Origin of the sequence: Vibrio sp. 1CM7H (assembly GCF_023161645.1) — a bacterium.
Classification (GTDB): Bacteria; Pseudomonadota; Gammaproteobacteria; order Enterobacterales; family Vibrionaceae; genus Vibrio; species Vibrio diabolicus.
On sequence record NZ_JALNTV010000003.1, the window covers coordinates 160699 to 173519 of the forward strand.

The following is a 12821-nucleotide window of genomic DNA, read 5'->3' on the forward strand; positions in this document are numbered from 1 at the left end:
TCCTGGTTCGGAGATCTCGCTCACATGCAGAAAATGTGTTAATTAATTAGCTAAAAATTAATCTGCCGTTCTGTTGTGATTGAGTTCGCAATCTCTGTCAATTGTTGGTTAAAAACCGTTTGTTATCTGAAAAATAGTCTCTTTTATCGACAGTTTTCTCTCATTTATTGCTCTTTTTTTATTGTGAAAATGAAGTGTTTTATTCGCTCGACTCAACCTAGTTTGGGTGGGTTATATCGCTAGAAGCGTATGTTTGGAATGCCTACCATGGACAACTTTGTCCAGAGGCTTATTCGGCATTTTAATGTGGTAACGGTAGAGAGTCGCTGTATTGTTCGTCTTTAGAGAAAGAGAAGGCTTGGATAATAAAAAGCCCAGCGTATGCGCTGGGCTAGTTTTTTGATAGGTATTAGCTGGTCAACAGTCGCTGTAGTTTATCTCGTTGAGCTTCGATGTACGCACGCTCAGGACTCTGTTCTTTACAGTGTTCAAGGATGAATTCTATCGAGCTCAATACCGTTCTCCAACGTGGCGTTTTCGGCAGAGTTTCTATACGCATGTATTTATCCAAAGTGCGTGTTTGCAGAGTGCTACGGTCAAGATAAACGCGCCATAAGCCACTTTGTTCGGCAAATGCGAATTTACTTTCGCCAGTGACTGACTCCCAATACTCTAAGGCGTGTGTCATTGCGTCGACCAGAATTTCTCGCATTAGCTCTTGTTTGTCTTTTTTGTTACCAAGCGCTTTGTCTGCAAGCCGTGTAAACTCTCCACCGAGTTCTTTCAGCTTCTGCAGCTGGTCTTTATCGCCATCAAAAGCATAACTTGAAAGCACCTCTACTGCGGTTTCTAGGTTGTGTATGCGAGCGGCATTGGCTCCTCCGCCAACATTAAAGATATACATGACATCTAAGCCTGAGCCTTCAGGTAGTTTAAGAATGTCTGCTTCGATGTTTTGACGAATATCTTCAATATAGATATCAATCTTGCCACAGTAATGAGGTTGTTTGACGGTCAGATACTTAGGTGCAATCAACTCATCGGCAGATGAACGTTTTAATTGTTCTAAGTTACGCTTGAATAGCTTGCAAGCAGCTTCATTAGCAAACCGGATACGTTTATCTTCACGCAAACAGATAATCGCTTCAGGAGCCGATTCCAGTTGTTCCAACAATCGCCCTTGAGTTTCTAATAAGCTTGCCTCTACAGCCGCTCGTTGGCGAAGTTCAGATTCAAGTATCTTATTCTCCATATGGCGCATTTCAGCTTGGCTTGCCGTTAAGTGCGCTTGGATGCGCGCAGCTAGCTCTTGTTTATTGAATGGCTTAGATAAATAGTCGTTGGCTCCTGCTTCAAAGCCTCGCACACGATCTTCTGTTTGACTAAGCGCGGTGAGCATAATGATAGGTAGCTCGGCATGGTCATAAGTTTCACGTAATTCACTGCAGACTTGATAGCCGCTCATGCCTGGCATCATGATATCCAATAATAGGAGTTCCGGTTTTTCCTGCTCAACGAGTGCTAATGTTTCTGGTCCATCAGAGACGGTACGTACGCGATAGCCCTCTAAACGTAAGAAGCTCTCAAGCACACGCAGGTTTACTGGCTCATCGTCAGCGACATACAATAACGGGCCGTCTGGATTCTCTGGCAGTGATAAGTCTTCATTGTTCTCTACATCGATTTCAGGAATCTGGAAGTGTCCGTGCGCTGCAAGGGTTTGAGTTGTTTGGATCTCTTCTTCACTGGCAAGTGGTAACGTGAAACTGAAGGTGGTGCCGACCATAGGCTGGCTGCTGACGTATAACGAGCCACCCATCAACTCAATCAATTGACGGCTAATCGAAAGCCCGAGCCCTGCACCTTGACGATAGCGACTTGCGTCTTGTCCTGCTTGGATAAGTGGTTCGAAAATATGTTCAAGATGTTCTGCGGGAATACCTTGCCCAGTATCCACAACTTGCACACGAACATGATCATCAACCACATTGGCGGAGATAACGATTTTACCTTCTGAGGTGTACTTAATCGCATTACCGATCAGGTTATATAACACTTGTTCAAGGCGTTGAGGATCGGCAGACACCGCTTTCAAGTCCGCTGGTACTTGGTTGATGATACGGATGGTTTTATTTCCAAGTAAATGACTGGAAAGCTCTAGTACCAGTCGCGTTGCACTGGCTAAACTCACCGCTGACTTCTGGATATCCATGCTTCCGTAACGCATTTTATGATAATCCAATAAGTCATCAACAAGGTTTGCGAGACGTTGCCCACTTTTAATGATGATATCAAGCTGATATTTTTGGCTAGCAGGGATAGCACCGTTAGCGCCGGACGCTAAGGTCTCAGCGATTCCGACCATGCCGTGCAATGGTGTGCGGAGTTCATGAGAAGTGGTGGCTAAGAACTCATCTTTAAGTTTATCGGCCAATTGCAGTTCATCATTTTGTTTTTGAATGATCTGGATGTTGCTCTCGAGCTCTTCATTTTGCTTCTTAATGGTTTGAATTTTCTCTCGAATAGAGCGCTGCATTCGTTCAAAACTCAGCGCAAGACGGCCAATTTCATCTTTGCGAACCGTATTAAAGGTGGTGTCATCAAGATCTCCGGCAGACACTTTTTCGGCAGCCCAAGTTAACTTCAGCAACGGAGAAGTAATAAAGTTTGATAAATAATGGGAAGCGATTACCACTAGAATGATGGCGATCAGCATGGCGATAACAAACAGTTTTTCTAGTTGATGAATACGAGCGAAAGCTTCGTTTTCTGGTAATTGCACGACGAGTGCCCAAATAACACCACGCGTTTCAATCGGTGCATAAGCAGCGATGATCTCTTCACCTAAACCGTTCGTGTAAGTGCCGACGCCAAATGCACCAGAGAGTGCTTTATCGATCACTTCTAAGCTGTTCTTAATGTCATCTTGCTTGGTGTTAATTGTGCGAGGTTGGTGATCATTTCCAACCAGTAAGGTGTTAATGGATGACTCTCGGTTGGCGTCTGCGGCTAACTTCGTGATGCCATTATTTGGTAAGCGGAACATAGCATAGCTGTGTAGGTAGCCTTGCTGAACAATTGGAGCACCTAACCAAGCGACTTGTTTACCACCTTCCAGTTCGAAATCAGACACAATCACAGGGGTGTAGTCTTCATTCACCTTACGGCGTTCAGTGACGTCATCAGCTAGACGCTTGAAGGTTTTGCCAAGTGCTGAGTCTTTGTAGGGGCCTGATAATAAGTTTGTTCCGTAGTTATCGTCTTTGTTGATCGAGTAGGTGACATTACCGTTGATATCGACCAGCAAAATATCATTAAAATCAGAGCGCTTGAGGAGCTCCAAGTAGGCCCAGTGGTAACGTTTATGTAAGAGTCGGTAACGTTCACTTCCGACATAGTTGGAAGACTCGGGTAACGTTGACGTTTTGATTTGATCTCCGCTGCCTTCAATGTAGCGCTGTTGGGCATTTTTACGAGATTCTTCAATGTCATTACCTAAACGACTAAAAGCATTGACGAGACCGTAGAATCGACCACCACTGGCGTAAGCCAGTTCAGAGCGCACAAAGCCCATGACTTCGGTTTCCCGCGCCTCAAAGTAGTCGATAATTTGCTGTTGTTTTGTATCTCGAACAGACAACAAGTGTGAGGTGCTTTGTTCTTGCAGATCTTTACTGTGGGACTGTAGGAAAAAGATCGCAGTAATAGTAAGAGGTGTGATACTGAGCACCAGAAATGCGGTCATCAGTGTACTCTGAAGGCGCTTAAATTTCTGTTTTTTGTAGAATTTAAACATGGATAAGATTACAACTCATAAAGGGCAGTTCTAAAATGTACTTCGCTGCCGAGGTTCTCGTTAAAAACGGATAAGATGTTCAACTAGATAGAATTAACAAAATTAACGAGTTTTTTTTCTTTGACAAGAAAGTTAGTTGTAAAGCGTGCAGGGTGACGCAGTTTTTCTTATGAGTGTTGAGTTTTTGAGAAAAAATCGCGCAGGTTTGTACCTGCGCGAGGGAAGATTATGACTTTTTCGCGTAGTAGATAGAAAACTTATTGGTCTTATTTAGCGTCTCGCAATTATTAAACGCTCGCTCAATAATTGGTGGATATTTTAAGAAGCTATTCGCGACAATGATCATTTCACCATGGTTATCGAGATACTTTGGAGCCTGACCCAATAGTGTTTCTGCTGCGTTGTAGTTCGTATCCAAACCACTGTGGAAAGGTGGGTTACTGATGATAAAACGATAATCGTCGGCAGTGTCTGAGTAAATATCAGAGGCGAATACATGGCCGGTTAATCCATTGGCTTTTAGTGTGGCTTGACTCGATGTGATGGCATACGCGTTAATGTCACACATCTCAATCGCAATTTCCGGATTGGCTTTTGCCATGAAAGCACCTAACACCCCTGCACCACATCCAAAGTCGAGGACTTTACCTGATAGAGTAGGTAAGGTTTCGAGTAATAGGCGGCTACCTAAATCGAATTCGCCATGACTGAATACTCCAGGCAAGCTCTTAACAGTCAGTGATTGCTCACCAAGTGTGACCGTATAGGTTTTAAACCAGTCTGCTTGATTGAACGGCTTTGGTTCATTGAGGCAAGTGCCCCAGTAAAATGAACAGCGACGAGCGGAATCGTATTTATTGACCCTGCCATACTCTTTGAACATCTTCTCGATGCTTTTAACACCTGAGCGGTTTTCGCCAACCACTACAATTTCAGTGTTCACGCCTAGTTTCGCCATCAACATCGCCAGAAGGTATTCGGCTTCGGCTTTGGCTTTAGGCCAGTACAAAAGCACCATGTCTGCTTGTGTCTCAGTATTAAACTCAGAACCAAAATGGCTTTTAACCTTGTTATGAGTGCGAATTTGACGGTAGAAGCTGTAGTTTGAAGTGAAGACTTCCACAGATTCACAGTGTTTGGTCAGTTCAAGTGGAAAGAGATCTTCGACTTCACCTGCAACTAAAACATGTTTTCCGTTGAAGTACTCGAGCTGACGCTGAGCTATTTGGCTAGGAGCGATATAAGCAGACATAAATTGGGTTCATCAGAAATAATTGGGGCAGATTTTCGCACAATCTGCCCCAAGCTTGAAGTGATTAAGCTGTGACTAGCTGTTGTCTTGTTGGTTGAGGAAGTCTTTGAATTCTTCTTCGTAGATATTAAACAGTACCATTGTCACGGCAAAAATCAGTGGACCGTAAATCAGGCCGATCAATCCAAACAGGTGCAGACCACCCAGTAACGAGAAGAAAATCATTAAGGTGTTCATGCCTGCGCTGCCTTGCATTAGCAGCGGACGCAACAGGTTATCAATAGAACCAACGACGACCACACTCCACACCGTCAAGAAGATAGCCCAAGTCATATCGCCTGTTAAGAACAAGTACGCTGCTGCAGGAATCCAGATTAGTGCGGTTCCGACCACTGGAATGAATGATGCAAAGCCCATCATCGTTCCCCAAAATAACCCCGGGAAGCCAGCGAGCCACATACCGATACCGCCAGCCAGACCCTGAGCAATAGCCGTTAGGAATGAGCCCATCACGGCTGATTTAGAAACTTGCTCTATCTCTGTCAATATGCGGTCTTCCTGGCTACGTGAGAGTGGCAGAATATGACGAATCGCAGAGATAATTTTGTCGTGGTCACGAAGCAGAAAAAACAGCACAAACAGCATCAGGAAGAAGTTCATTAGGAAGTTGGTGGCGTCTCCTAAAATTTTGGCGCTGATAGCAACTAAGTTAGAGCCAAACGATGTAGCAAATTGACCAATTTTTTCCGCAATGGCTTTTGGCTCGATTTTATCGAAAGGTAAGTACTCATTAACTATGGCTAAGCCTTTGATAACAAAAGGATGTTGGAATATATCTTGGATTCCACCATTAGTGACCCAGTTGTACGTATTTTGTGAAAAAACAGAGCCTTGTTGAACAATGGCTGCAAACACAAATAGCAGTGGGATAACGATAATAAACGTCAAGACGACACATGACAGCAGTGCGGCCATATTGGGGTGCTTGGGGATTTTTCGCTCAAACCATTCGTGTACCGGAAACATGAGCAAAGAAATGATAAAAGCCATCACAATGGAATTGATGTATGGCTCAACCAATAAGTAGCAAGCAAAAGCAGCGGCGAGTAAAGCGACCATTAGCACTCGGTGACTCGACGTTATTTTTACATTATTTGGCATGAGATTAGTCCAACTTACAGGTGACGTTTACGGTTTGCGCCTTCAAAGATGGCGTTGAACCTTTATTACTTTGCACTCTTAACTCTTTCAAGCTTATGACAATGCCGAATTAGAGCAGAGCAATATACCTTGTTATAATGACCACAAATCAGTCGGTTATCAATCAAGAGATGAACTATGGGTTGTTGCAACGGTGATAAAAAGTGTCAAACCGAGAAAAAAGCCAAACGAATACCGTGGTTTGGCATTGTTATTGGTGTTTTAGCAGTATTGGTTATATTGAATTGGCAATAAAAAAGGACCGTGATGGTCCTTTTTTAAATTAGTTATCGCAGCTTTTAAGCGATTATTTTGCTTCTTCTGCAAGAGTTGCAAAACAGCGGTCAGCCGCTTCTAGCGTGGCATCGATTTCTTTTGAACCGTGAGCAAGGGAAGTAAAGCTCGCTTCGAACGCTGAAGGCGCTAGGTAGACACCGTGTTTGAGCATTAAGTGGAAGAAGCGCTTGAAGCGTTCCACATCGCACTTCGTTACGTCTTCGTAGCAAGTCACTTTTTCTTGGTCAGTGAAGAAGAAGCCGAACATGCCGCCCACTTGGTTCACAACCAGAGGAATACCGTGTTTCTCTGCTAGAGACTTAAAGCCATCTGCTAGTTGTTTGGTTTTTGAAGCTAGGCGTTTTTCGTTGCCTTCTTCTTTAAGAAGGTTCAAACATGCATAGCCTGCAGCCATTGCGACAGGGTTGCCAGAAAGCGTACCCGCTTGGTAAACCGGACCCGTTGGCGCAACGTATTGCATTACTTCTTTACGACCACCGAAAGCACCCACTGGCATACCACCACCGATCACTTTACCCAGTGTCGTTAGGTCTGGCTTGATGTTGTAGTGCGCTTGTGCGCCACCAAGTGCCACACGGAAGCCTGTCATAACTTCATCAAAAATTAGTAGCGCGCCTTCTTGATCACAGATTTCACGTAGACCTTCGTGGAAGCCTTCCACTGGTGGAATACAGTTCATGTTGCCTGCAACTGGCTCAACGATGATACAAGCGATTTCGCCTTTGTTAGCAGCGAATAGCTCGCGTACAGAATCTAGGTCGTTGAATGTTGCTGTTAGCGTGTGCTTAGCAAAATCTGCAGGAACGCCAGGAGAGCTAGGTTGACCAAGGGTCAGTGCACCAGAGCCCGCTTTGACTAGCAAGCTGTCTGCGTGACCATGGTAACAACCTTCAAACTTCATGATCTTGTCGCGACCAGTGAAGCCACGTGCAAGGCGAATCGCGCTCATAGTCGCTTCGGTACCAGAACTTACCATGCGGATTTGCTCCATTGATGGAACAAGTTCAGAAACTAACTCTGCCATCGCGATTTCAAGTTCAGTTGGTGCGCCGAAGCTAAGGCCGCGTTGCGCTGCGTCAATGACGGCTTCGCGGATAACCGCGTGGTTGTGGCCAAGAATCATTGGACCCCAAGAGCCAACGTAATCAATGTACGCTTTACCATCGGCATCAAAAATCAGTGGACCGTCTGCTCGTTCGATAAATAGCGGAGAGCCGCCAACGCCGTTGAATGCACGAACTGGTGAATTGACACCGCCAGGGATGGTTTGCTGAGCTTTTTGATACAGCTCTGATGATTTGGTCATGGGGTTATCCTCTTTTGATTGCTCGGACCAAGTGGAGCGCATTGTACCTAGCTATAATCAAGTTAGAAACGTTTTGCTTAATTTATGTGTTGTTTCGCAGTGTAATCTTATATATCCGCATCTGTTATAAAGAATCGGCGGTGAATACTTGAACGAGTTTGTCAGGTATTGGATAATCGTCTCAATTAGCACAAATTTGACGTCTTGCTTCAGGCTTGACGCATTACACGAGTGAGAGAGGTCTTCGTGAGCGAAGTAAACGTACCATTATCTTTTTCTGACGCAGCAGCATCTCGCGTTAAAGCATTGATTGCTGAAGAAGAAAACCCAGCATTGAAACTGCGCGTATACATTACTGGTGGCGGCTGTAGCGGCTTCCAATACGGCTTTACTTTTGATGAAAATGTAAACGAAGGCGATACGACAATCGTAAACAGTGGTGTAACACTGGTTGTAGACCCTATGAGTCTGCAATATCTCGTTGGCGGCATTGTTGACTACACAGAAGGGTTAGAAGGAGCGCGCTTCTTTGTAAACAACCCAAATGCAACGACAACATGTGGTTGTGGTGCATCGTTTAGTGTGTAATTAACACCAATCAGGCAGCCAGTGGCTGCCTGAACTTTACGTAGAAGGATGTCACGTAAAGTCGCTCTCGCAGAATATGCAGAGAAATAATAAAAAGGACTTTATATGTCTGGATCGTCTTTCGGACGTCGCATTGTCGAGCGCCCGTGGCTAGTATCTCTTATCCTCATATTGCTTCTTGTTGCATGGCTGGCAATAGGTCAACTGAAAGCACAAGATGATAATCTCAATTCTTCATCCTCTTCAACGAACACCACGCCACTTGCAAAGGTGATGTTCGACACCTTTATTGCTGAACCCACAAGTAAAACCATCGAACTGTATGGACGGACTGCCCCCAATCGTCAAGCGCGCCTTGGCGCTGAAGTCGCGGGTAAAATAGTCAGCCTCAGTATAGAAAAAGGTCAAACAGTCAAGCAGGGGCAAGTAATCGCAAGCATCGACAAGCGTGATCTTGGTATTCAGCTCAAGCGGGCTCAGGCGATGCTGTTGGTTAAAGAGAAAGAGTTTAATGCAGCTAAATCGCTAAAAAGTCGCGGACTACAGGGCGAAGTTGCGTTTGCGACAGCACAAGCGGCATTGGTGGATGCTCGAGCGAATTTGAGCAACGTGCAAACGGCATTAAGAAATACCGAGGTGAAAGCACCATTCGATGGCATTGTTGATCACCACTTTGTTGAGTTAGGCGACTTTGTAGGGATTGGCGATCCTATTGCGACGGTCATTGATTTGGACACTTTGGTGATTGAAGCCGATGTCAGTGAGCGGCATATACAATACCTTAAGGAAGGCCTACAAGCCGATGTAAGAACCATTAACCAACAGCATTATCAAGGTCGGGTACGCTACATTGGGCGTGTTTCTTCTGCTTCTACTAACACCTTTCCAATTGAAATCGAAATTGATAACCAAGACGCAAGAATTCCGGCCGGTATGAGCGCTGAAGTACAGCTGCCGTTGAGTGAAGTGTTGGCGGTAAAGATTACGGCTGCAATGCTAGCACTCGATGAAGAAGGTAATTTAGGTGTTAAAACACTGCGTAATGAGCATGTTGAATTTGTTCCGATTCAGCTCGTTAAGGCCGAGGATGATGGCGTTTGGCTCTCTGGGTTAGGAGAGCGAGCCGATATTATCGTGCTGGGGCAAGGGTTTGTACGCGATGGCGATCAGGTGCTGGCCAATAAAGTTGATGACGTAGTTGTTGAAGCGACTAGTGAGCAGTAAGGAGCACTTATGTACACTCTGATTGATGCTGCGTTATCCCGCGCTCGCACCATGCTGACATTACTGGTGATGATCTTAATTGCCGGTGTCATTACGTACGTCACAATCCCCAAGGAATCGAGCCCTGATATTACCATTCCTATAATCTACGTTTCTGTTGGGCATCAAGGCATTTCTCCCGTCGATGCCGAGCGTTTATTAGTTCGCCCAATAGAGCAAGAGTTGCGCTCTATTGAAGGCGTAAAAGAGATGACCTCTGTGGCATCAGAAGGTCATGCTTCGGTGACGCTGGAATTTAGTGTTGGAGTGGATCTTGATAAAGCGATGGCAGATGTCCGAGACGCCGTTGACCTTGCGAAGCCAAAATTACCAGAGGACAGTGATGAGCCAACGGTAAATGAAGTCACGTTTGCATCTGAAGAGCCTGTTTTGACTGTTGTTCTATATGGCACCGTACCAGAGCGGACCATTGTACAGATTGCCAGAACGCTACGAGATCGTTTGGAGAGTTTCCGTCAGGTTCTTGAGGTTGAAATCGCAGGGGATCGCGAAGACATCGTGGAAATAGTTGTCGATCCGCTATTGATGGAAAGCTACGGTCTCGATCAAGCGGATATTTATAATTTAATCGCCTTGAATAACCGAGTGGTTGCAGCGGGATTTGTCGATACTGGATATGGACGCTTTTCGGTAAAAGTCCCATCGGTGTTTGATTCACTGAAAGATGTGCTTGAACTGCCAATCAAAGTGAATGGCAAAGAGGTGATCACCTTTGGCGATGTGGCGACAGTACGACGTGCATTTCGCGACCCTGAAAGTTTTGCTCGTTTAGATGGCGAATCTGCCATCGTTTTGGATGTGAAAAAACGGGCAGGTGAAAACATCATTGAAACGGTCGAGCTGGTAAAAGAAGTACTGGCTCAAGGACAACAGCGAGCCGAGTGGCCCGACAATTTGCAAGTCAAATATACTTGGGATCAATCCGACGATGTCAAATTGATGCTCAGTGATCTACAAAACAACATTCTGTCCGCAATCATTCTCGTTGTGATCGTCATTATTGCCATATTGGGGGTTAGGACTGCATTACTTGTAGGTATCTCTATTCCTGGATCGTTCTTGACTGGGTTGTTGGTGTTATCGGTATTTGGGCTGACGGTCAATATCGTCGTTCTGTTTGCTTTAATTATGGCGGTAGGCATGTTGGTGGATGGTGCCATTGTGGTTACAGAGTTTGCAGATCGGCGCATGCAAGAAGGAACGCCACGTAAAGAAGCCTATCGAGATGCAGCAAAGCGGATGGCATGGCCAATTACCGCATCCACTGCAACCACATTGGCTGCGTTTGCTCCGTTACTTTTCTGGCCAGACATTACTGGTGAGTTCATGAAGTACTTACCACTTACTTTAATTGCTACTTTGGCCGCTTCGCTGATGATGGCTTTACTGTTCGTTCCTGTCATCGGTGGGATCATTGGCAAGCCTCAAGTAGTCAATCAAAAAGCTCAGCGAGAAATGGTTGAGCTGCATAACGGCAACTTTGAAAAAGCGACAGGCATTACCAAGCTTTATTACCAGACTCTGTCGGTAGCGATTCGTCATCCATGGAAAGTCTTACTCAGCGCGATACTGCTAGCGGCAGGTGTCGGCTTCACTTACAACAAAGCTGGCTTGGGTGCAGAGTTTTTCCCTGAAGTGGACCCCGCCTTTTTTACCGTTAAAGTTCGTTCTTATGGTGACCTGTCTATTCACGAAAAAGATGTGGTTATGCGCGAAATCGAGAAGGTGATGCTCGGTCATGACGAGTTTGAAAGTGTCTACACGCGTACAGGCTCAAGTGATAATGGGGATGAAATCGGCCAGATTCAAATAACTCCTGTGGATTGGCAGTATCGACGAAAAGTGAAAACCATTATTGAGGAACTAAAAGAGACGACAGATCGCTTTTATGGTGTTGAACTTGAGTATAAATTCCCGGACGCAGGACCGCCTGTCGAGCATGATCTCGTGATTGAAGTGTCATCACGAAACTTGAGTGTTAGTGCGTTAGATGAAGCGGCCAAACAAGTCCGACACTGGGCTGATGGTAATCCTGCACTGACCAATTTGAGTGATACCACTAATAAGGAAGGGATTGATTGGCAAATTGATATCCAGCGAGATGACGCCTCTCGCTTTGCAGCGGATGCGACCTTAGTCGGGAATACTGTTCAGTTTGTTACAAACGGTTTGAAAATAGGCGATTATTTACCCGATGATGCGGATGAAGAAGTCGATATTTTGGTACGCTATCCACAAGATAAGCGCGATATTGGTCGATTTGACCAACTGAGAGTGAAAACGGCAGCTGGTCTGGTACCGATTACGAATTTTGCTCAAATCAAACCAGATCATAAGCAAGACACCATTCGTCGGGTCGACGGTCATCGAGTTATCAATATTAAAGCGGATATGGTGGAAGGTTACAATTTGGCTCTTGAGCTACCGAAGATTGCCGCTGGAATGGAACAGCTCGACTTACCGGAAGGCATTGAATATAAGATTCGGGGTCAAAATGAAGAGCAGGAAAACTCATCAGCATTCTTGCAAAATGCTTTTATTGTCGCGCTTGGTGTGATGGCTCTGATTTTAATTACGCAGTTTAATAGCTTTTATCAAGCTTTCTTAATCCTCAGTGCTGTGTTGTTTTCTACCGTTGGGGTCTTTGCTGGATTGCTTATTTTCCAAAAGCCATTTGGCATCATCATGTCGGGAATAGGGGTGATTGCGCTTGCAGGTATTGTTGTGAATAACAACATCGTATTAATCGATACTTATAATCAGATGCGTAAACGTGGCTTAGAGAAATCTGAGGCTATTTTGCGCACAGGTGTGCAGCGTTTAAGACCCGTTTTACTCACGACGGTGACCACCATATTAGGCTTATTGCCAATGGTGTTAGAAATGAACATCGACTTAGTTAACCAGAAAGTGGAGTTTGGCGCACCAAGCACTCAATGGTGGTCTCAGCTTGCGACTGCTGTCGCGGGTGGTTTGGCGTTTGCGACTTTGCTAACGTTAGTTCTGACACCGTGTTTGCTTATGCTCGGGAGAGAGCATCACTCCGAAAAGTAAGCTTCATCGTGATGATATTAAAGAAACAAAAAGGGCAGCTGAGC

At 45.1% G+C, this 12821-nt stretch carries 7 protein-coding genes; 3 read left to right on the forward strand and 4 right to left on the reverse strand.

The features are described 5' to 3' along the window. Nucleotides 1-409: 409 nt before the first annotated feature. The 4 genes from MSG33_RS12855 to hemL form a co-directional block, all read right to left on the reverse strand. Nucleotides 410-3796 carry a response regulator gene (locus MSG33_RS12855; protein ID WP_048625952.1) on the reverse strand — a complete coding sequence of 1129 codons (3387 nt, stop codon included), beginning with the start codon at nucleotides 3794-3796 and terminating at the stop codon, nucleotides 410-412. Nucleotides 3797-4022: 226 nt separating this feature from the next. Beyond that, nucleotides 4023-5048 (reverse strand): 16S rRNA (guanine(1207)-N(2))-methyltransferase RsmC, encoded by a 1026-nt coding sequence (rsmC, locus tag MSG33_RS12860; protein WP_248381248.1) that lies wholly within the window; start codon nucleotides 5046-5048, stop codon nucleotides 4023-4025. A 75-nt stretch (nucleotides 5049-5123) separates the two neighbouring features. After that, complete coding sequence (locus tag MSG33_RS12865; protein ID WP_006743285.1) at nucleotides 5124-6209, reverse strand: AI-2E family transporter; 1086 nt, start codon at nucleotides 6207-6209, stop codon at nucleotides 5124-5126. A 346-nt stretch (nucleotides 6210-6555) separates the two neighbouring features. Then, nucleotides 6556-7851: a glutamate-1-semialdehyde 2,1-aminomutase gene (gene hemL / locus MSG33_RS12870; protein WP_012841437.1), complete on the reverse strand. Its 1296-nt coding sequence runs from the start codon at nucleotides 7849-7851 to the stop codon at nucleotides 6556-6558. A 246-nt stretch (nucleotides 7852-8097) separates the two neighbouring features. On the opposite strand from hemL, the gene erpA reads away from it, so the two are divergent. The 3 genes from erpA to vmeK all read left to right on the forward strand — a co-directional run bounded on the left by erpA (nucleotide 8098) and on the right by vmeK (nucleotide 12777). Then, nucleotides 8098-8439, forward strand: a complete 342-nt coding sequence (gene erpA, locus MSG33_RS12875; protein ID WP_005380031.1) for an iron-sulfur cluster insertion protein ErpA — start codon at nucleotides 8098-8100, stop codon at nucleotides 8437-8439. Nucleotides 8440-8544: 105 nt separating this feature from the next. Beyond that, on the forward strand, nucleotides 8545-9663 hold the full coding sequence (locus MSG33_RS12880; protein ID WP_248381249.1) for an efflux RND transporter periplasmic adaptor subunit: 1119 nt from the start codon (nucleotides 8545-8547) through the stop codon (nucleotides 9661-9663). A gap of 9 nt (nucleotides 9664-9672) precedes the next feature. Next, complete coding sequence (vmeK, locus tag MSG33_RS12885) at nucleotides 9673-12777, forward strand: multidrug efflux RND transporter permease subunit VmeK (RefSeq protein ID WP_047008955.1); 3105 nt, start codon at nucleotides 9673-9675, stop codon at nucleotides 12775-12777. Nucleotides 12778-12821: the final 44 nt, after the last annotated feature.